Origin of the sequence: Paraburkholderia nodosa DSM 21604, assembly GCF_000519185.1 — a bacterium.
GTDB lineage: Bacteria > Pseudomonadota > Gammaproteobacteria > Burkholderiales > Burkholderiaceae > Paraburkholderia > Paraburkholderia nodosa.
This window is the reverse complement of record NZ_JAFA01000004.1, coordinates 301719-322600: the sequence shown is the minus strand read 5'-3', so window position 1 is coordinate 322600 and position 20882 is coordinate 301719. Positions and strand designations below refer to the sequence as shown.

Genomic DNA, 20882 nt, shown 5'->3' with positions numbered 1-20882 from the left:
GTGACACACGCCATGAACCAAAGCGAATTCGCCGATCTGCCCGCCACGTCCACGCGCGATGCACTGCGCATCGAATATCGCTGGATCGGCACGGCCGCCAGCGATGCGCCGCTCGCCGTGTTCCTGCACGAGGGTCTCGGCTCGATCGCGATGTGGAGAGACTGGCCCGCCGCGCTTTGCGAACGCCTCGGCATGCGCGGGCTCGTTTATTCGCGCCCGGGTTACGGCCGTTCCACACCGCGCGCGCAAGGCGTGAAATGGCCGGTCGATTTCATGTCGGCGCAGGCGCGCGATGTCTTGCCCGCTCTGCTCGACACGCTTGGCGTGAGCGCGGCCGAACGCGCGCGCATGTGGTTGATCGGTCATAGCGACGGCGCCTCCATCGCCCTGCTTTACGCCGCCGCTTTCCCCACAGCACTCGCAGGCGCAGTGGCGATTGCGCCGCACGTGTTCGTCGAAGGCATTTCGGTCGACAGCATCGGCGAGGCGAAGGTTGCGTACGAAACGACCCGCCTGCGCGAAAAACTCGCGCGCTATCACGACGATGTCGATTCCGCGTTCTATGGCTGGAACGATATCTGGCTCGATCCCGCCTTCCGGTCCTGGAACATCGTCGGCGAACTGGCGTCGATTCGCGCGCCGTTGCTCGCCGTACAGGCGCTCGACGACCACTACGGCACCATGGCGCAAGTCGAGGCGATTGGCACGGCCGCGCCGCACGCGCGCGTCCACGCGCTCGCGCACGGCGGCCATTCTCCGCATCGCGACGCGCCGCAGCCGCTGGACGACGCCGTCGAGCAATTCGTTTGCGCACATCGGAAGCCCGCAAACTGAAGGCCGCACAGGCAGACCTCAGCGCCCCCGCAAGCCCCTCCCGTACCCATCGAATGCCTTCAAACAGGGGCGAATCGATGCGCCGCGCATAACACTCCCCCGCCAACGCAGCACCGAAGCCCATCGAAGGCCAAACTAAGGGCCAAACCCGCCTCATCGCTGCAATCCTTTGGTGATATTGTCTTTCTTTGCGGGGTGGAGACGGGGTCCGACCACGCGAACCCAACGGCGAAACGGGGTACCAAAAAAAGCGAGACGCAAGAAGACCGGCCGGATCACGCGCGCCGGCCAGAACGATGAGCGATTCCATCCTGATGAACGTTTCAAGAACCTCGGTGCGACTGAGGCGAGCCTGGGCGTCGATGCGTCCGCGCTTCGTGCGCGCCTTCGCGCCCGCGCTGCGCAACCTGCAATACGTGAAGCGCCGCATGCGGCCGCTCGCCGTGGTGGCGAGCGTAGGCTTCCCGCTTTACTACTACGTCTGGAAAGACCTCTTTCCTCAGCCGTATGAAAATCTCACGCTGCGCCTGATCGGCTCGTTGCTGTTCGTGCCGATCCTGGCGTTCGAGCGCTGGCCCGCTGCACTGAAAAAGCTGCTGCCGTGGTACTGGTACTTCTGCACGCTCTACGCACTGCCGTTCTTTTTTACGTTCATGCTGCTCAAGAACAACGGCAACGAAGTGTGGGTGGAAAGCGCGCTGATCGCGGCGTTCGTGATGGTGCTGCTGCTCGACTGGCTCATGCTCGTGCTGCAGTTCCTCGTGGGCATCAGCCTCGCGGTGATCGCGTACTGCCTCACCACCTATCCCATCGTGCTCGGGCCGAACTACCTCACGCATCTGGCGATCTTTTCGTTTGCGGTGGCGATCGGCGCGGTGGCCAATTACGATCAGGATCGCATTCAGATCGAACAGGAGCGCGCCATGCTGGCCACGGCGGGCAGCGTGGCGCACGAACTGCGCACGCCGCTCGTGGCGATACGCGTGGGCGCCGCGGGCCTCATGCGCTATTTGCCCGCGCTGCTCGACACCTATCAACTCGCCCAGCGCAGCCGCCTGCCCGTGCCCAAAATACGCGTGGCGCATCTGCATTCCCTGCAAGGCGTGGTAGGCCGCATTGAACAGGAAGCCCTGCATTCGAATGCGATCATCGACATGCTGCTCGCCACCGCGCGCTTCACGGGCGGCAACATGCAAAACGCAACGTTGTGTTCGATCGTACATTGCGTGGAAACCGCGCTGGCGCGTTTTCCGTTTCGCGAAGGCGACCGGCGTCGGGTAATCTGCAACCTGCGCCCCGATTTCGAATTCCACGGATCTGAAATGCTTACCGTTCATGTGCTCTTCAATCTGCTCAAAAATGCCTTCCGGCACATGGGCAGCATCGAAGGCGCGCAGATTTCGATTCGTCTTGAATCAGGGCAACGGGCCAATCGGTTGATTTTCAGCGATACGGGCACCGGTATTTCCCCTGAGGTATTGCCGCACATCTTCACGCGCTTTTATACTTCGACAACCGCCACCGATGACGTGACGCTCGGAGCAGGAATCGGGCTGGCATTCTGCCGCGATGTCATGCAAGCGATGGGTGGAGCAATTACCTGCTCTTCCGTAAAAGGCGAATACACCGAGTTCGTTTTGACATTCCCTGCGCCATGACGAAAGCCATTCAGCCGTTCTCCTATCCGACCACCGTCGCCTTCGTCGACGACAGCGCCGCGTTCCTTTCGAACCTGAGCCTGCAACTCGACCCCGACCTGGCCTTCCGCCTGTTCAGTTCGCCCTCCGAGGCGCTGAAATTTCTCAATGGCCGTACGCCGCACGACCGCGCGGCGGAGCCTATCTTCAGCCCCTATCTGGACCGTACTGAAGAAAACGATGCGCACCAGGTCATCGCCATGCGCGTCGACGCGATACGTAGTCTGGTACATAACGCTTCGCGCTTCGAGTCGGTTTCGGTCGTGGTGGTCGATTACGACATGCCCGAACTCAACGGCATGGAGTTTTGCCGCCGCATTACCGACCCGTCGATCAGAAAAATCGTGCTGACCGGCAAAGCCGACGAGCACGTGGCCGTAAAGAGCTTCAACGAAGGGCTGATCGACCGCTTCATCCGCAAGCACGAAGTCGATGCGGTGGAAACGCTGAACCAGGCGATCGACGATATGCAGCGCGCGTATTTCGACCGCTGCTGCAGCACGGTGCTCGACGCACTCGCCGTTTCCGAATATGCATTCCTCAAGGATCATGCGCTCGCCGCGCACGTGAAGGGCATTGCCGATTCATTGGGCATCGTCGAGCACTATCTCTCGTACCAACCGCATGGACTCCTGATGTTCGACGGTGTCGGCACCGCGTATCTGCTCGTCATTCACACCGACGAATCGCTGCGCGGCGTGCGCGAGATCGCCGTCGAACAAGGTGCGCCCACAAGCTTCCTCGCGGAGCTCGACAGCCGTCGCAGCCTGCCTTATTTCTGGCGCACGGAAGGCTATTACCCGTCACAGTGCGCGGAATGGCAGACGTATATGCACCCCGCATCGGAATTTCACGGCGACCGCCGCTATCTCTACGCAGTCGTGAAGAAGCCGGCGGGGCTCGCGCTCGACAACGTGCTGCCCTACGACCGGCATCTCGACCAGCTGGACCGCGAGATCCAGGCGGCGTGGGACTCGCCCTGATAGTCGGGTGTGCCCCACGCTCTCCCTGCCTCGCTCCACGCCACCTCAACCGCGCGCGGTTCAGGCCGCCACGGCCACCATCGGCATGTTCACCACGGCCTGCGGCAGACGTACGCGCGCACGGCCCGCGTTGCGTTCGTTGCGGCGCGTGGACGGCCAGTTCCACATCTGCACCTCGTCGCGAATCTCCGCGCACACTTCGACGAGGCGCTCCAGTTCCTCCTCGCACAGCGCCGCATTGAGCGAGAGCCGCACGAGCGAGCGGTTCTGCGCCGTGGCGGGCGCACAGAACACCGAACCGAAAATGCCGCGCGCTTCGAGCGCGTCGCGCAATACGATCGTCTGCGGCTCCGGCCCGGCTTCGAGCGCGATGATCTGCGTTTCGCTGCCGTTCAGGTTGTAGCCAAGCTCGGCCAGCCGTGAGCGTACGTACCGCGCGTTGGCCGCGACGCGCGCGCGCCGCCAGTCTTCGCGCTCGATCACGTCGAGCGTGGCCGCGAGACCCGCCGTTTCGTGCGGCAGCAGCGTCGAGCTGAAAATGGCGGGCAGCGCCTCGCATTTGAAATACTCCTGAAAACGGCGCGAACAGCTGATGATGCCCGCGCGCCCGGCAAACGCCTTCGCAAGACTCGCGGTGCGGAAATGCACGCGGTCGATGAGCCCGAGCTCGGCCACCATGCCTGCGCCATGGGGACCGTGCGTGCCGAGCGAGTGCGATTCGTCGACGACCAGCACGCAGTCGTGCTCGGCGCACACCTCGGCGATCGCCGCGAGCGGCGCCACGCTGCCGTTGGTGCTGTACACCGAATCGACGATCACGATCCCGGCCCCGTAGCGCTGGATGCGCTGCTCGAGGTGATCGACATCGTTGTGGAAGAAACTAATCGCACGCGCGCCGGCGCTGCGGATGCCTTCCCACAGCGACATATGCGCCATCATGTCGACGTACACCGGCGTCTGCGCATTGGCGATCGACTGGATCAGCCCCGTATTCGCGGCAAAACCCGACTGGCACAACACACTCGCTTCGGCCCCCATGTACGACGCGAAGCGGTCTTCGAGCGCGAGTTGCGGGCAGTCGTCGCCGTGGAGGAATACACCCGACATCAGGAGCCCGTTGCCCTCCGAGCGGATACTCATGCACATTGCATCGAGAATCTCGGGATGGCGCGCAATCGAAAGGTAGTCGTTACTCGAAAGGTGCAAGGCATCCGCATCGGCAACACGGCCCTTCATGATGTGGCCCCCGGCCCAGCTTTCCTGCACGCGCTCGGTGTAGTAGCGATCGACACGTGCGGCGAGGAATGCGGGCAATGCCGCGTCGTTGTTATGTGCGTTACGCCAGTTGCTGCCAACTTTCATCTCAGGCTCCTTGTGGTTAAAGGCCGGCCCCGGAGGCGACTTGTCTGGTCAGGGAGGATTCCGAAAGGCAGGCCCGTAATGTGCCCGCAGCGAAACGACACGCGCGATGAGGCCTGACGTGCGCATTCCGGCAGCGGACTTTTGAATGTGGGTGATGCAATGACAGGCGAGCGCGTGAGTCGCGGCGCGCGGCGGGGAGCGGTCACGGCCGGCGGCGCCAGAGCGCGCTTGAGAGCGGAGCGAATTCGAAAACCAATGCGGGCGCGGGGCGCCGGGAGCAGGCGCCTTCCTATCCGCACGAATCCCGCTTCGCGTGATCGCCACTGGTTACAAGGGAAGAAACGCCCGCCCGAAAATTTTTGAGGCGCGCCACGCAAGCCACCTGGACCATGCACGTCATGCAGCGAAAGCGCCTTCACGCTGCACGCAACGTCAGTCGCGCCATTGATAATTATCGTTTAAAAACAGCGCTGTTAAGGCTTTCGCAGTGCGCAACTATGCGTAGCGCATGGAGTTTCGATAAGGTTTTTCCGTCGCGCCGCGCATGAGCGCGAGCGTTGATTCACCACGCATAGATTGCGCGAAGGAGACCGAAAGGATCGTCAGATGGCCACGACGCGGTCGCGCCCGCGTGACTTGGCGACATAGAGCGCGGCGTCGGCGCGCGCCATCAACGTGGCGAGCGAGTCTTGCGCCTGGAGTTCGTCCACGCCGGCGCTGAACGTCAGGCCGTCGTGGGCCTCCTGGCCAGATTCGCGGGCGTGCGCGTCGGCGCTGCGGCGCACGGAGAGCGTCAGCACGCGCAGTTCATCGAGACGCGTCACGACATCGTCGCGGCTCATGCCCACAAAGAGCAACGCGAACTCCTCGCCGCCGAGGCGGCCAAACACGTCCTCCGGGCGCACGCCGCCCTTCACGACGCGGCAGAACTGCGCGAGCACGCGGTCGCCTGTGGCGTGCCCGTAGCGGTCGTTGATCGACTTGAAGTGATCGATATCGACAATCGCGAACGCGACCCGCTGGCCCTTCTCGCGCGCAGCTTCGAGCGACGCGTTCGCTTGGGCGAGAAAGGCGCGGCGCGTGAGCGCGCCGGTCAGCTCGTCCTGGTTCGCGAGGCGTTCGAGCCGTTCGGCCATGCGATCGTGCGCGAGCAGAACCATGCCGATCGAAAGCGAAGGCAACACGAGAATGCCGAGTGCGAGCCATGCGACGTTGAGCGGCGTGAAGTCGAGCAGCCCGTACTGCTTCACGAAGCCGCTGCCGTACATCACCCCGCGCAGCGCGTGCGCGAACGCGCCCAGCCAGGCGGCCAGGGTCACGAACCGGTAGCTGTAGACGGGGCGCTCAGGCGGGCGGCAACGCAGTGAGAGCCAGCCGAGCGACGCGTAGATGGCCGCATGAAATGCGGAGACGACGGCCACGCGCGCGCCGAGACTGGGCGTCACCCAATACCACCACACAATACCCGTTGCTAGCGCAACGGTTCCCGCGTAGGCGAGCGGCACACGCGGCTTGAGCCCGAAGAACTGGCGGCAGCCCTCGAGCAGGCGCACCACGGCGAGCGCCAGCAAGGTATTCGAAACGAACACGGTCAGGATGGGCAAGCCAAGCCGTTGCAGGCCCGCAAGCAGGAGCGCCACGCTCGCCATCAAATAGGCGCCGATCCACCGCCCTACGCCGGGAATACCCGCAGGCCGCAGCGAGCCGAGAATGGCCAGGCTCATGATGCTCGACAGCACCGTGACGAGAAGGATATTGACCGGATCTAGCATGTACGGCGTGGTCTGAAGATATGCCTGAGTTTACGGCATCAATATGAAAAACATTCGCCCTGGCCCCGTGTAGAGGTTTTATTCAAGACCGGATGGCTGGCCGGCCGAAGCGCGGCTGTGACCCCGCGTAGTCAGACAAAACCCTGAATCCTCCCGACTCTATCTGGACTACGAATCGTAACTTTCTCGCGGCAAGCAGGAAAAACCCGCCGCGCCCTCCCGGCGCTTGACGAACGCCCCAAAGCACCGCGACCATGCCTGAGACGCCACGACGTAACAGGAGCCATGTCATGACCCAACATGCGTTGTATGTCGAGCTGCACGCGCAGCCCGGCAAGGAAGAGGAACTGGCGGCATTTCTCGCGAGCGCGAAGCCGCTGGTCGATGCAGAGCCCGGCACGCCGGCCTGGTTCGGCGTGCGCTTCGACGCCACGACGTTTGCGATCTTCGATGCATTCGACGACGAAGCCGGCCGCAACGCGCATCTGAACGGCCAGGTGGCCGCGGCATTGATGGCGCGCGCGGGCGACCTGCTGGCCGCGCCGCCCCAGATCCGCCGCGCCGACGTGCTCGCCGACAAGCTTCCCGCCTGAACGGCCGCCAGATTGCCCAAGCGAACGTGCGCGCGTCCACGTCCTTGCCTGCCCGTAAATGGCGCACGCACAGGTAAAAGGCGCCAGGAACGGCATCTGCGGGAGGGGTCGTGATCTTCGAAGGAGAAGCCGATGAAGCCTGCTTCCGCTTGCGAGACAACACGAGCTGACACCCCGGACCAGGCGCGTTCGAACGCAGAGGCGCTGAGCGAGCGGGTGCTGCACGCCCTCGAACGCGTCACCTGGCCTGCGCACCCCGCCACGCTGATCGAAAGCGCCGAGCGCAGCGGCGCGCCGCGCGACGTGATCGACGCCTTGCGCCACCTGCCCGACGAGGCGTTCGGCAGCTTTCCCGAAGTCTCGGCGCTCATCGTCGCGGCGCAACTGGGCGCGCACGACTCCGCCGCCCAACGGGGCACGGCGACGCCAGGATGACGACCGAAACCGAAACGATGCCGGTCGCGGAGCTCGATTGCGCGGCACGGGAACAGAAATTGCACTTTGCGGGACGGCCGTCGGACATCCTCGGCCCGTCGCGACGCGTTCGCGAAGAACAAAGGCACAGCCGCCACGATCGGCCGGGCCGCTCACGCAAGAAACGTATGGCAACCGTATTACTAGTCGACGACGACAGCAACGCGCTCGACGCGCTCAAGGAACTGGTCGGGCAGGAAGGTTATCGGGTCAGAACCGCCGCAGACGGTTCGGATGCGCTGCAAAGCGCGCTCGCCGACCCTCCCGATGTCGTGATCTCCGACTGCATGATGCCGCGCATGGACGGTCTCTCCCTCATGCGCGAAATGAGGCGCAGCAGCAAGCTCGCGGGCGTGCCGCTCGTGCTCGTCTCCGCGCTCGTCACCCTGCCCCCCGACGCCGACGTCGTGGGCTTCCTGCGCAAGCCCTTCGCGGTTTCGCAACTGCTCGACATCCTCCACCGGGTCGCCACGCCCTGACAAGCTCGAGCCTCCTGCCTCCTACACGGCATGAACGATTTACATCGTCGTTGTAGCGACTGACGCGACTCCGGGGCGCGCAACGCGCCCATTCGTGGGCGCTTCCTTGATTCGGGATCCTGACCGGTTCCCGATCGATAGCCGAGGCACGCCACGGCATGACCGATGCTGTGGAATCGGCGTGGCCGGTCCATTTCGGGCCGGCATGGGATCGAACCCTCAAGCCGCACCGCGCCGTGATGCGATGCGCATATTCAAGGGAGGTCGAAATGAGCGAATACGCAGGCCGCTCGCACGACGAGCGCGTGGCGCAACGCAAGCGCGAGAAGAAGGGGGCCACGGAGCCGCCGGGCGGCGATATGGCCGTGCACGGCACCGAGCCCGACGCCACCCACAGCAGCGGCGAACTCTCGGAGCAAGGCAAGGAAGTGTGGCGCAAAGGCGCGGGCCTGGACGGCGGCGGAAAGAGCAACTGAATCTTCCTTCACGCCACCTCGACCGCCAGGGCGCATGGTTGCGCCCTCAACTTCTGCAAGCTTCTGGATAACCGGCGCGCGTCGCGCGCGGGAGACCCCCGGCGTGCGTATTTCATCATGAACAAGGAGAACATCATGACCTACTCGCAAACCCCAATCGGTTCAGCGTCGCCCGGCGGCGAAGGTGCACGCGACGGTGCACGTATTGTCGGCCGCGACCAGGCGGCCAAGCGTGGTCCCGGCCCCGACGTGATGGCGGCCAGTACGCTGGACGGCGACCGCGTGCTGAGTTCGGACGGCGACGAAGTCGGCAAGGTCAAGGAGATCATGCTCGACGTGGAAAGCGGCTGCGTTGCCTACATGGTGATGTCGAGCGGCGGCTTTCTCGGCATTGGCGACAAACTGCTCGCGGTGCCGTGGAGTGCCCTCACGCTCGACGCGGCACGCAAATGCTTCGTCATCGCACTCAATTCCGAGCGCGTGAAGAACGCGCCGGGCTTCGACAAAGACGAGTGGCCTTCGATGGCCGATCGCACCTGGGCCAGCTCCGTGCACCAGTACTACGGCCGGGAGCCGTACTGGAGCGACGACGCCGCGAGCCTGCCGCTGGACCAGCCGGGGCGCGAGCCGCCGGAGGCCGGCGGCGTGAAGCTCTGACGAGCGCGCGTGCGCATCCACAACCGTTCATCGGGCGCCCGCGGCGGCGCCAACGTGTCATGCTAATGGTCGCGAGCACAACGACAACAACGCGAACACACCATGACTTCGATGGACCGCCGTGATTTCCTTCGCGCCGCCGCCGCGGGCGCGACGCTCAGCCTGGCTTCGCCCGCCATCCAGCGGGCGCTGGCCATTCCCGCAAACAACGCAACCGGAACGATTGAAGACGTGCAGCATATCGTCGTCTTCATGCAGGAAAACCGCGCGTTCGACCACTACTTCGGCACGCTGCCCGGCGTGCGCGGCTTCTCGGACCGCATCACGATTCCCCTGCCCGACGGCGCCGACGTGTGGCAACAGAGCGACGGCACACGCACGCTGCTGCCGTTCTACCTCGACAGCCGCAAGGGCAACGCGTTGCTCGCGGGCGGCGCGCACAACTGGGCCGACGCCCACGAGGCCTGGGACCATGGCCGCATGACGCATTGGCCCAAGTTCAAGGGCGACGCGTCGATGGGCTATTTTCAGGCCTCCGACCTGCCGTTTCATTTCGCGCTCGCCAACGCCTTCACGATCTGCGACGCCTACTATTGCTCGCTGCACGGCGGCACCAATTCGAATCGGCTCTTTCTGTTCACCGGCACGAACGGCCCCACGGCCTCGCCTTATGCCGTGGTCGACAACAATGGCTGGGACAACATCGGCGCGCCATCCACGGGCCTGAAATGGACCACCTATCCCGAACGCCTGCAGGCCGCAGGCGTGACGTGGAAGGTGTACGAAAACCAGCCCGATAACTACACGGACAATCCGCTCGTCGGGTTCGCGAGCTATCGCAAGGTGCTCGAAGCGATCGAAGGCTCGCCCAACGTGCCGTGGACCCAGGCGCTCGACGCACGCGAGCCGCTCTATAAGGGCGTCGGCAATACGATGCCCGATGGCGGCTTCCTGCAGGCGCTCAATGACGACATTGCGGCGAACCAGTTGCCTCAGGTGAGCTGGATCATCGCGCCGCAAGCCTATTCCGAACACCCCGCCGTTTCGACGCCAGGCCAGGGCGCGTACTACCTGCAGAAGCTGCTCGAAGCGCTGACGCGCAACCCGGACATCTGGAGCAAGACCGTGCTCTTCGTGAACTTCGACGAGAACGATTGCTTCTTCGATCACATGCCGCCGCCTTGCCCGCCCTCGCCCGTCAAGGACGGCAAGTACGCAGGCAAATCCACGGCCACTACGCGCCACGAATACTTCACCATGCGGAACCCTCCCGGCGACGGCAAGCCGGTCGCGCCAGACGGCTTGCCGTTCGGGCCCGGGCCGCGCGTGCCTATGATCGTCGTCTCGCCGTGGAGCACGGGGGGCTATGTAAACTCCGAAGTCTTCGATCACACGTCGGTGCTGCGCTTCATCGAAACGCGCTTCGGCGTGCGCGAACCGAATATCAGCCCGTGGCGGCGTGCGGTATTCGGCGATCTCACCTCGGCATTCAACTTCAGCACACCGAATGAAAAGCCGGTACAGGCGTTTTCCGCACCGACGAAGGGGGAGGCCGATGCGCTGAACAAGCAGCAGAACGCGCTCAAGCCCGTGCCCGTGCCACAGCCCGACACGCAGACCATGCCGCAGCAGGCGCGCCGGGCGCGTCCTTCGCGCGCCCTGCCGTACCGCCTCAACGTGGATGCGAGCGTCGACGGGCGTCATCACAAGGTTCAACTGGCGTTCGGCAACGAAGGGAAAGCCGGCGCCGTCTTTCACGTGTACGACGCGCTTCACCTCGACCGGTCGCCGCGCCGCTACACCGTCGAAGCCGGCAAGACACTGCGCGACACGTGGACGCCCAGCGCCGCCGACGGTGGTGCGTACCGCCTGTGGGTGCTTGGCCCGAACGGCTTTCATCGCGCCTTCGAGGGCAACGTGCGCGCGGCGGCGCATGGCCCCAATCCCGAAGTGCGCGTGCGCTACGACACCGCGAGCAATGCACTCGAGCTGAGCATCGCGAATCGCGCGAGCGCGGCTTCGAACGTGAGCGTGGCGGCCAATGCCTACCGCAGCGACGGGCCCTGGACTTACGCGTTGCGCGCCGGCGAACAGGTGCAGTCGAACTGGGCGGTCGCGGATTCGGGCGGCTGGTACGACTTCACGCTGAGCGCGGAGAACGGTGTGATCCGGCGCTTCGCGGGCCGTGTGGAAACCGGCAAGGACAGCGTGAGCGATCCGGCAATGGGTGCGTGAGGCGCCTGAGAAACATCCGGAGCGCCTGCGCAGTACACTGCCCGTTCCCTTCACGATGGCCGCGCGCGACGCTGCGTCCGGAACGCTCAACACACGTTCAACACGCGTTCGGAAGCGCGGCCAGCCTTCCCCCCTCAAGGAGCCCGCATGAAAATCGATCTGACTGGAAAACTCGCGCTCGTCACCGGCTCGGCTGCGGGCATCGGTCTTGCCGCGGCCAAAGGCGTCGCGCTCGCGGGCGCCGACGTGATCGTCAGTAGCCGTCACACCGAAAACGTGCACGAAGCCGAGGCTGCGCTGCGCACCGCTGCGCCCGGCGCGCGGGTGCAGGGCTTCGTCGGCGATCTTTCCAGTGCGCAGGGATGCGACGCCCTCGTGAAGGCGCATCCGCAGGTGGACATTCTCGTGAACAATCTCGGCGTGTTTCAGCAGCAGGACTTCTTCGAGATTCCCGACGCCGAGTGGCTGCGTTTCTTCGAAACGAATGTGATGTCGGGCGTACGTCTCTCGCGCGCCTATGCGAATGCCATGGTCAAGCGCGGCTGGGGGCGTATCGTGTTCATCTCGTCGGAATCGGGCTTGAACATTCCCGCCGACATGATCCACTACGGCATGACGAAAACCGCGCAACTCGCGCTCGCACGCGGCCTCGCCAAGCGACTTGCGGGTACGGGCGTCACGGTCAATTCGGTGCTGCCGGGCCCGACACTCTCCGATGGCGTGACGCACATGCTCAAGGACGAAGTGGCCGCTTCGGGCAAAACCGTCGAGGAAGTCGCCGCTCAGTTCGTGCAGACGCATCGCGCCTCTTCCATCATCCGGCGCGCGGCGAGCGTGGAGGAAGTGGCGAACATGATCGTCTACGCGTGCTCGAAAGAGGCTTCCGCAACCACGGGCGCGGCCTTGCGCGTGGACGGCGGCGTGGTGGATACGATCGCGTGATGCCCCCGGCTGCAAGCCTGCTTATTTAATTCGCAATACGAATGACTGGAACACTGCTGTCGAATACAAAAATGCAGCCCGCGCGGGCGGGCTGCGATTCGACTGCAACCAGCGTGGCTCGCCAATTAACCCCTTCTCACGACGCCAAGCAGCAACGTGACGAGGAAAATCACGAGGAAGATGAAGAACAGGATCTTGGCGATCGATGCCGCACCCGCCGCGATGCCGCCAAAACCGAACACGGCCGCGATGATCGCGATGATAAAGAAAATGACAGCGTATTGAAGCATGACGTCCTCCTGCATCCGTTGCGAACCGGCTCAAGGGTGGTCGCCGCGCCCCGGCGCCGCGTGCGGTCGCCTGATGCCCGGCATCTGGGTTGAGCAGGACGGATCTACGTGCCCGCCCCTGCAGGATCATTACAGCAAGCGCGGTGCCCGAGACCGGGCAGGTATCCCCGGAAATCGTGTGACGGAATGACGTTGGAAGGATGTTGGCAAACACGCGCGCGCTGGAAACGCGCGCGCCGTGATGCGTTACGCCACTTGCGGATGCCAGCCGGCGCGCTGGAACGCCGTGGCGAAGAAGAGCACCTGGTAGCGGATCGAGTTCGACCAATAGGACCACGTATGGCCACCTGGACGTTCCGCGTAATCGTGAGGCACGCCTAATTCAACGAGCTTTTCGTGCAGCGTCCGATTCGATTGCACGAAGAAGTCGCTCACGCCGCAGTCGATGGTGAGCGCGATATGGGCGTGTTCGAAGTCCTGCGCGCTATCCACGATCGCATTGCTGTTCCAGAACGACGCGTGCCGCGCAGGATCGCCGAACACGTGATCGATGCCCGGCTCGTCTTCGCAGTTGCGCGGATCGACGGCGCCGCTAATGCTGCCGGCCGCGCCGAACGTCTCCTGCCGGTCCAGCGCGATGCGCAGCGCGCCGAAACCGCCCATGCTCAAACCCGTGATCGCGCGCGGCGATCGTGCGGAAATGCGTGTCGATATACGACACGACTTCGCTGCCCACATATGTTTCGTAACGGCTGCCCCGATCGAACGGGCTGTCGATATACCAGCTCTCGTGACCGCCGTCCGGCATCACGAGCACCACGTGATAACGGTCGGCGAGCTTGCCGATGCGGGTGTTGGAGGTCCAGTCGGCATAACTGCCGCCCGAGCCGTGCAGCACGTAGATCACCGGAAAGCGCGCGGCGTGGTTGCCGCGCGCGTAGTCGTCGGGCAAGACGACGGTCGCGTCGAACGAGCGCTGCATCGCGGCGCTGGGAATCGAAACGACACGCGTCTGGTAGGCCCAGACGGGAGCACTGAGAAGCAGCGCCAGAACGAACCAGCATGCGCGGACAATAGCCATGAGAAGTCGCTCTTGTGTTGACTGCCACGAAAGACAACTGCTTTCGTGGACTCTAACAAGGGCCACTTACAGCCAAATTTCAGCGTGCCATACGAATGGCTGGCGAGCGTGTGAGAACCCATATGGTGGGAGATGAAACCCCGCGCGCCGCATTTTCGAGAGAGCCCTCTATCTCACTGAGTCCGCTGCGCAGACTCCGCTGCGCAGGCCAACGATCAATCGCCATTGCGCCGCCTGCGCCGCAGCCGTCCCTCAGGCTCGCCCTCATGCAGCAAACCCTTTTGACGCGCCGTGAGCGGATCGGTCAAACACGGCTCCGCGTCGAGTTCCTGTTCGAAACGCTCCCACATGCCCGCAGGCGTATTCGCCGTGCCGACGCGCGTGCCGATCGTGAGCCGGATCTGGTTCGCCCTGCTGATGGTGGAGCGCAACCGGTGGATTTCCCATAGCAACCGCAATACGACGGGCAAGGGATTCCGGTCGTAGATTTCAGCCAGTTCCGCCGCCGTGAGCGGAGGGAAGTGACGATGATCCCGTCCCATTTTCCGCCCCAAAACACTGTATATTTATACAGCCTATCACATGTCAGAATGATTCTTGAAGGACGGGACGGAGAGACGACCATGTGCACGAACTACGCCGCCGCACGCCGTGACTACCTCTTCCGGCACTACGGCGTCCTGCCGCCGGACGACCCGTGGCGCGACGAGATCTTCAAGGACTATGCCGCGCCGGTGATCCGCCGTGCGAGCGCGACGCACAATGCGCCCGATGCACGCGAAGCCCTGCTTGCGACGTTCGGCATGGTGCCGCGCAAACAGATTCCGCCCGGCGTGAAAGTGTTCGACACGATGAACGCGCGCGCCGAATCGGTGGGTGAGAGGCGCAGCTTCAACGGCGCGTGGAAGAACCTGCAGCTGTGCCTGATTCCGTGCGAGGCGTTTTTCGAGCCGAGCTACGAGACCGGCAAGGCGGTGCGCTGGCGCATTGGTCTTGCCGATGGCGCGCCGTTTGCCATTGCCGGCATATGGCGCGAGTGGGACGAAGGCGAGGCCGGCAAGGCGTACTCGTTCACGATGCTCACCGTCAATGCGAACGATCATCCGCTCATGAAGCGTTTCCACAAGCCCGGGGACGAGAAACGTTCCGTGGTGATCGTGCCGCCTCCGGAGTATGAGAACTGGTTGGCGAGCCGTTCGATGGATGAGGCGAGGTCGTTTCTCAATCTTTATCCGGTGGAGGGGATGGCGGCCGAGCCCCAGCCCCTGCCCCCGCGCGCGACCCCGAAGCCCGATTCGAACGGCCAATAGCAAACGACCCGGAAAAACCGGGTCGTTTGGCATTCCTCGTCAATCAAACCAGCAGCGTGAATCAGAAGTTGAAGTTATCGATATTCGAAGCATCGAACGTCGTGGGCGGCCCGAGAATCACCTCACCGCTCTTGCCGATCGTGCGCTTGCCCAGCTTGCCCGCGTCAAACGACTCGCCTTCCTTGCCCGTGATCGTGCCCGAAGCAAGATTGGCCGCCGCATACGCGGCGAGATAGCCGAGTGCACCCGGATCCCAAAGCTGGAACGCCTTCACGGTGCCGTTCTTCACGAACGCGCGCATCTGGTTAGGTGTGCCGAGGCCCGTCACCGCCACCTTGCCCTTGCTCGGCGACGAAGAGATATAACGCGCCGCCGCCGCGATGCCGACCGATGTTGGCGCAACGATTGCCTTCAGGTTCGGATACGCCTGCAGCAATCCTTGCGTCTCGACGAAGGACTTCTGGTCGTCGTCGTTGCCGTAGGCGATCTTCACGAGCTTCATCTTCGAATACTCGGGCTTCTTCAGCTCTTCCTGCATCCACTTGATCCAGGTATTCTGGTTCGTCGCGTTGGGCGTGGCCGAAAGAATCGCGAACTCGCCCTCGCCGCCCATCAGCTTTGAAACGAGCTGGATCTGGCCGCGGCCAATGCTCTCCGCGTTCGCCTGGTTCACGAAGATCTGCCGTCCTTCGGGCGCGGTGTCCGAGTCGAACGTGACGACCTTGATGCCTTGATCCATCGCGCGCTTCAAATACGGCACGAGCGCATTCGCATCGTTGGCCGCGATGACGATCGCGTCCTGATGCTGCGTGGTGAGCGTATTGATGTACGAGACCTGCGAGGACGCGCCCGCGTCCGAAGGCCCGACCGCCTTGCCCTCGCCCTTGAACTCCTTGATCGCGTCCAGACCGCCGTTATCGGCGATCACCTCGTAGGGGTTGTTGATCTGCTTGGGCACGAACGCGATCTTCAACCCCTCCTTGATGCCGGCCGCATGCGCCGCGACACCGCCTCCCACTAGCATCGCGCACAGCAAGGCCGTGCACACGTGACGTACTGGCTTTCTCATGAATCGTCTCCTCGATGGGTACCGGACGCGTCCGGCTGATTGACTGCCTCTTTACTTCTTTGCCTTTCTTCACACCACGTTCACGCCGTCCGTGCCAGCGCACGCCGGTCGCGCATCGAGCGCCAGCGCGCGGCGAGATTCGGGATCAGCACCGAAGCCAGCAGCAGCGCCCCGGTCACGATCGTGAGCGTTTCGCTCGACACATCGACGAGCGTGAGCGCGTTCTTCAGCACACCGACGATCAGGAGCGAGAGCAGCACGCCATACATCGACCCGCGCCCGCCGAAAATACTCACGCCGCCAAGCAGCACCGCCGCGATCACCGAAAGCTCGAAGCCCTCGCCGTTGTCGCCGCGCGCGCTCGTGAAGCGCAGCGTATAGACGATGCCCGCGAGCGCGCTCATGACGCCCGAGAGCACGAAGAGGCGCAGCTTGATCTTCGGCACGTCGATGCCCGAGAACGAAGCGGCCGTGCTGTTCGCACCGATCGCGAAGAGGCTGCGGCCGAACGCCGTGGCCTGCAGCCATATCGTGAATACGATGGCGCACGCCGCGACGATCAGGAACGGCAACGGGATAAACGTGCTGCCCAGGTTGCTCATGCCGAAGAGCGTATAACCCGGCGGGAAGTCGGCAATCGCCTGGTCGCCGAGCAACACGTAAGCCAGCCCGCGAAAGAGCGCGAGCGTGCCGATCGTCACGGCGAGCGAAGGCAGATTGAGCTTCACGATCACGAGCCCGTTGAAGAGGCCCGCGAGGCCGCCCGCCACGAGCACGAGCGCCATGGCGACCGGCATCGGCAAGCCCATGTGCCAGAGCACGCCCAGCAACGCGCTCGAAGCGCCGAGCACCGAGGCCACCGAAAGATCGATTTCGGCGGCGACGATGATGAGCGTCATCGGCAAGGCCATGAGCGCGACTTCGGTGAGGTCCGCAAGCACGTTGCTGATGTTCGCGCCCGTGAGGAACACGGGCGAGAGCACGCGCCCCACCACCAGCGATGCAATGAGAATGACGACAAGCAGCGCTTCCCAGCTGAGCGGCAAGCCGGGCTTGCGCGTGAGCAGCGCGGCGTCGGGTTTCGGGGCGTTCTTAGCCATGGTCGCGTTTCCTCATCATGCGTTTTGCCACGGAGCGGGCGAGCAGCGTATCGGCGGCGATGGCGGCCACGATCAGCGCGCCTTGAATCGCCTGTTCCCAGAACGGCGAGACGTGCAGCACCACGAGCGCGATGCTGATCACGCCCAGCACGAGCGCACCGAGCGTCGCGCCGAGTATCGTGCCCACGCCGCCCGTGATCGCCACGCTGCCGACCACGGCGGCCGCGACCACCTGTAGCTCGATGCCCTTCGCGGTGCTCGCGTCCACGGTGCCGAAGCGCGCGAGCCACAGCGCGCCCGCCAGGCCCGCAATCGCGCCGCTGATCAAGAAGCCCGTCGCGACGCGGCGCTCCACGTTGATGCCGGCAAGGCGCGCCGCTTCCGGGTTCGAGCCGATCGCGTAGTACTCGCGGCCCGGCCGGAACTGCTTGAGATACACGGAGAGCGCGGCAAGCAGCACGATCGCAATGAGCGCCAGCACCGGAATGCCGAGCACCGTGCCTGTGGCGAGCCGTGAAAACGCGTCGGGCAGGCTCGTGGCGTTGATCTGGCCGCCATGCACCCACGCGTAGTCGGCGCCGCGGAAGATGTAGAGCGTCGAGAGCGTCGCGACGAGCGACGGCACGCGCCCCACGGCCACGAGCAGCGCGTTGATCGCGCCCGCCACGAGTCCGATGGCGAGCCCCGCGACCAGCGCCACGAGCACGGGCATGTGCGGGAACGCCACGTAGAGACTGCCCACGCCATAGGCGCTGATGCCGACCGTCGAACCGATCGAAAGATCGATATGGCGCATCAGGATCACGATCGTCATGCCCGCCGTGAGCAAGCTCACGATGGAGACGTTGAGCAGCACATCGCGCAGATTCTGCAGGTTGAGGAATTGCGGCCGCGCGAGCGCCGTGCCGCCCACGATCAGCAGCAGCACCACGAAAAGCGTGGTCTCGCGGCTGCGCGCCAGCGCTTCGGCCAACGCCCCCGCGTTGCGCCGCTGCGGGCGCGGCTCGCCGCCGTGCAGGGGATGAGGAGAAGTGGAATGGCGCATCATGCGGCGTGCCCCAGATGAATGTTGGTTTCGCCGAGCGCGGCGCTCATGATGCGCTCTTCGTTGGCGTCGGCACGGGCGATGTCGGCGGTGATGCGGCCTTCGTGCATGACGAGCACGCGGTCGGCCATGCCGATCACTTCGGGGAGTTCGCTCGAAATCATCAGCACGGCCATGCCCTCTTTCACGAGTTCCGCGAGCGCGCCGTAGACTTCGGCCTTCGCGCCCACGTCAATGCCGCGCGTCGGTTCGTCGATGATGAGCACCTTCGGCCCGGTGGCGAGCCACTTGCCGAGCACCACCTTCTGCTGGTTGCCGCCCGATAGCGTGCCCACCGGCGCGTTCAGATCGCTCGCCTTCAGGCGCAGGCGCTTGCCCCACTGCCCGGCCAGCTGCACTTCGCGCCCCGTGGAAATGAGGCCGAAGCGCACGAGTCGCCCGAGCACCGTGAGCGAGGCGTTGCGCGCAATGCTCAGTTCGAGCGCGAGACCTTGCTGACGCCGGTCCTCGGGCACGAGCGCGAGGCCTGCCTTCACGGCGGCAGCGGGCATGCCGGACGCCAGCGGCTTGCCCGCGATCTGAACCTGCCCCGCGTCGCACGGATCGATGCCGAATATCGCGCGCGCCACCTCGCTTCGCCCCGCGCCCACGAGTCCCGCGAGCGCGACGATCTCACCCGCGCGCACGTCTAACGAAATGTCCTTGAATACGCCGCGACGCGTGAGGCCGCGCACGCGCAGCATGACTTCGCCCGGTTGCATGTCCGCCTTCGGGTAGAACGTGGCGAGGTCGCGCCCCACCATCTTCGCGACGATGTCCTGGGTCTTGAGCGTGGCCGTGGGCGCGTCGAACACCTTGGCGCCGTCGCGCATGATCGTCACGTGCTGCGTGAGCGCGAAGACTTCTTCGAGCCGGTGCGTGATGAAGAGAATCGCCACGCCGCGGTCGCGCAGCGTGCGCGCGATCGTGAAGAGCCGCTCGACCTCGGGCAGCGAGAGTGCGGCCGTGGGCTCGTCCATGATGAGCACGTTCGCGTTGAGCGACAGCGCCTTCGCAATTTCGATCACCTGCTGGTCCGCAATCGAAAGGCCGCGCACGAGCCGCTCGGGCTTCAGTTCGACGCCGAGCGACTGGAGCAGGGCCGCGACCTCGCGATGCATCGTGTCGTAGTCGATGCGGCCCACGCGATCCACGGGCTGACGCCCCATGTAGATGTTCTCCGCAATCGAAAGATCGAAGAACAGTGTGGGCTCCTGATAAATTACCGCGATACCGGCGTCGCGCGCCTGGGCGGGCGTCGCGAACTCGCGCTCCACGCCGTCGATGCGCATTTCGCCGCCATCGGGCTGATACACGCCCGCGAGGATCTTCACGAGCGTCGACTTGCCCGCGCCGTTTTCGCCGAGCAGCGCGTGCACCTCGCCGGGCATGAGCCTCAAGCTGCCGTCGATGAGCGCGCGCACGCGCCCGAACGACTTGCTCGCGTTACGCAGTTCGAGCCGCGGAGTGTCATCGGCCCTGATTTTTGCTTCTGCTTCCACGCCTGTCTCCATGTCGTTGCGCGCACGCTCAAATGCGGTAGATACGTTCCGCGTTGCCGCGAAATAGCGCCATGTGTTCGCTCTCGCTCGCGCCGCTCACGATCGACGCGTACGCATGCCAAAGCTTCGAATAGCTGCCGAACAGGCGGTCGACCGGAAAGTTCGAGGCGAACATCGCGCGGTCCGCGCCGAATGCGTCGATCGTTTCCAGTACATATGGGCGCAGGCTTTCGACGCTCCACGCGTGATCGAACATCGCCAGTCCGCTGATCTTCACGGCCACGTTCGGGCATGCCGCGAGCAGGCGCAGGCCGTCGCGCCATGCGCGGTAGCCCGCCACGCTGTTGCGGTCGACGAACATGCCCGCGTGGTTGATCACGAGCTGAATGCCGGGATGCATACGCGCGAGTGCGGCGGCCTCCTCCATCTGCGAGGGATAAAGCTGCAGGTCGAACGAAAGACCGTGCTTCTCCAGCAGCGCGAAGTTCTCGCGCCACGTGGCCTCTCGCATGTAATGCCGCCCCACGTAGTCGTAGAGCTTGTTCTCGTGAACGTTGAGAATCTGGCGAATGCCGCGCGTACGCGCAAACGCCGCATGCGCCTCCAGCACCGCGGGCGCATTGGACGAGCTGAGATCGCAGGCCGCGACGATCGCGTCGGGCCACGCATGCGCCTCCCCCGCGTTCGCGGCAATGTCTGCGAGCCCTTCCAGCCAGCGCGTTTCCTCCACCGGATCGTCCGGATCGTGGTTTGCTTCGACGTGTACGACCTTGAGCACGTCGATGTCGCCGGCCTCGCGCAACAAGTCGGCGGGCAGATAGTTGTGCTTGAGTTCGCGCGCGTCACCGACGAATGACGTGCCCGGATTCGCGAGCCACGGGTAGTGATGCGTATCGAGATTCCAGAAGTGGACGTGCGGATCGACGACCTGCATGGCATGTT

General features: G+C 64.3%; 20 protein-coding genes and 1 pseudogene. 11 read left to right on the top strand and 10 right to left on the bottom strand.

Annotated features, from left to right (window positions below; all coding sequences use genetic code 11):
• Positions 1–12 precede the first annotated feature (12 nt).
• From A3CW_RS0107920 to A3CW_RS0107910, 3 genes are all read left to right on the top strand, one after another.
• The gene (locus tag A3CW_RS0107920; protein ID WP_051481304.1) at positions 13–834 is read left to right on the top strand and encodes an alpha/beta fold hydrolase; all 822 of its coding nucleotides are present in this window, start codon (positions 13–15) and stop codon (positions 832–834) included.
• A 296-nt stretch (positions 835–1130) separates the two neighbouring features.
• The gene (locus tag A3CW_RS0107915; RefSeq protein ID WP_245623559.1) at positions 1131–2492 is read left to right on the top strand and encodes a sensor histidine kinase; all 1362 of its coding nucleotides are present in this window, start codon (positions 1131–1133) and stop codon (positions 2490–2492) included.
• Positions 2489–3514 carry a response regulator gene (locus tag A3CW_RS0107910; protein ID WP_028203084.1) on the top strand — a complete coding sequence of 342 codons (1026 nt, stop codon included), beginning with the start codon at positions 2489–2491 and terminating at the stop codon, positions 3512–3514. The genes A3CW_RS0107915 and A3CW_RS0107910 overlap by 4 nt, the downstream gene beginning before the upstream one ends.
• Before the next feature lie 60 nt (positions 3515–3574).
• Here the strand turns inward: A3CW_RS0107910 and cqsA are convergent, their stop codons facing one another.
• Together cqsA and A3CW_RS0107900 are read right to left on the bottom strand one after the other, a co-directional pair.
• Positions 3575–4876 (bottom strand): alpha-hydroxyketone-type quorum-sensing autoinducer synthase, encoded by a 1302-nt coding sequence (gene cqsA / locus A3CW_RS45590; protein ID WP_051481303.1) that lies wholly within the window; start codon positions 4874–4876, stop codon positions 3575–3577.
• Positions 4877–5478: 602 nt separating this feature from the next.
• Positions 5479–6648, bottom strand: a complete 1170-nt coding sequence (locus A3CW_RS0107900) for a GGDEF domain-containing protein (protein ID WP_028203083.1) — start codon at positions 6646–6648, stop codon at positions 5479–5481.
• Between the two features lie 290 nt (positions 6649–6938).
• On the opposite strand from A3CW_RS0107900, the gene A3CW_RS0107895 reads away from it, so the two are divergent.
• The 7 genes from A3CW_RS0107895 (at position 6939) to A3CW_RS0107865 (ending at position 12504) form a co-directional block, all read left to right on the top strand.
• Positions 6939–7241, top strand: coding sequence for a putative quinol monooxygenase (locus A3CW_RS0107895; protein ID WP_028203082.1), 303 nt, complete (start codon positions 6939–6941; stop codon positions 7239–7241).
• Positions 7242–7373: 132 nt separating this feature from the next.
• Entirely contained in the window at positions 7374–7676 is a 303-nt protein-coding gene (locus tag A3CW_RS45585; protein ID WP_035512521.1) for a DUF2795 domain-containing protein, read from the top strand.
• 167 nt (positions 7677–7843) lie between these two features.
• On the top strand, positions 7844–8194 hold the full coding sequence (locus A3CW_RS0107885; RefSeq protein WP_028203081.1) for a response regulator: 351 nt from the start codon (positions 7844–7846) through the stop codon (positions 8192–8194).
• A gap of 269 nt (positions 8195–8463) precedes the next feature.
• Complete coding sequence (locus A3CW_RS0107880) at positions 8464–8670, top strand: hypothetical protein (RefSeq protein ID WP_028203080.1); 207 nt, start codon at positions 8464–8466, stop codon at positions 8668–8670.
• Between the two features lie 135 nt (positions 8671–8805).
• On the top strand, positions 8806–9327 hold the full coding sequence (locus A3CW_RS0107875) for a PRC-barrel domain-containing protein (protein WP_051481302.1): 522 nt from the start codon (positions 8806–8808) through the stop codon (positions 9325–9327).
• Positions 9328–9429: 102 nt separating this feature from the next.
• On the top strand, positions 9430–11562 hold the full coding sequence (locus A3CW_RS0107870) for a phosphocholine-specific phospholipase C (protein WP_028203078.1): 2133 nt from the start codon (positions 9430–9432) through the stop codon (positions 11560–11562).
• 147 nt (positions 11563–11709) lie between these two features.
• Positions 11710–12504, top strand: a complete 795-nt coding sequence (locus tag A3CW_RS0107865; protein WP_028203077.1) for an SDR family NAD(P)-dependent oxidoreductase — start codon at positions 11710–11712, stop codon at positions 12502–12504.
• Between the two features lie 125 nt (positions 12505–12629).
• Here A3CW_RS0107865 and A3CW_RS50785 read toward each other — a convergent pair whose 3' ends face one another.
• The 3 genes and pseudogenes from A3CW_RS50785 to A3CW_RS0107850 form a co-directional block, all read right to left on the bottom strand.
• Complete coding sequence (locus A3CW_RS50785; RefSeq protein WP_028203076.1) at positions 12630–12794, bottom strand: DUF1328 family protein; 165 nt, start codon at positions 12792–12794, stop codon at positions 12630–12632.
• Positions 12795–13040: 246 nt separating this feature from the next.
• A pseudogene (locus A3CW_RS45580) lies at positions 13041–13875 on the bottom strand (alpha/beta hydrolase).
• 215 nt (positions 13876–14090) lie between these two features.
• Positions 14091–14417, bottom strand: coding sequence for a hypothetical protein (locus A3CW_RS0107850; RefSeq protein ID WP_154677877.1), 327 nt, complete (start codon positions 14415–14417; stop codon positions 14091–14093).
• An 81-nt stretch (positions 14418–14498) separates the two neighbouring features.
• Here A3CW_RS0107850 and A3CW_RS0107845 point away from each other — a divergent pair, with 81 nt between their 5' ends.
• Positions 14499–15185 (top strand): SOS response-associated peptidase, encoded by a 687-nt coding sequence (locus A3CW_RS0107845; RefSeq protein ID WP_028203074.1) that lies wholly within the window; start codon positions 14499–14501, stop codon positions 15183–15185.
• A gap of 61 nt (positions 15186–15246) precedes the next feature.
• On the opposite strand, the gene rhaS is transcribed toward A3CW_RS0107845, so the two are convergent.
• The 5 genes from rhaS to A3CW_RS0107820 all read right to left on the bottom strand — a co-directional run bounded on the left by rhaS (position 15247) and on the right by A3CW_RS0107820 (position 20874).
• Positions 15247–16254, bottom strand: a complete 1008-nt coding sequence (gene rhaS / locus A3CW_RS0107840) for a rhamnose ABC transporter substrate-binding protein (protein WP_028203073.1) — start codon at positions 16252–16254, stop codon at positions 15247–15249.
• Between the two features lie 80 nt (positions 16255–16334).
• The gene (locus A3CW_RS0107835; protein WP_028203072.1) at positions 16335–17354 is read right to left on the bottom strand and encodes an ABC transporter permease; all 1020 of its coding nucleotides are present in this window, start codon (positions 17352–17354) and stop codon (positions 16335–16337) included.
• Positions 17347–18402: an ABC transporter permease gene (locus A3CW_RS0107830; RefSeq protein ID WP_028203071.1), complete on the bottom strand. Its 1056-nt coding sequence runs from the start codon at positions 18400–18402 to the stop codon at positions 17347–17349. The genes A3CW_RS0107835 and A3CW_RS0107830 overlap by 8 nt, the downstream gene beginning before the upstream one ends.
• Entirely contained in the window at positions 18399–19940 is a 1542-nt protein-coding gene (locus A3CW_RS0107825) for a sugar ABC transporter ATP-binding protein (protein ID WP_407669714.1), read from the bottom strand. Before A3CW_RS0107825 ends, A3CW_RS0107830 begins: the two co-directional genes overlap by 4 nt.
• Before the next feature lie 28 nt (positions 19941–19968).
• Complete coding sequence (locus A3CW_RS0107820; protein WP_028203069.1) at positions 19969–20874, bottom strand: amidohydrolase family protein; 906 nt, start codon at positions 20872–20874, stop codon at positions 19969–19971.
• Positions 20875–20882: the final 8 nt, after the last annotated feature.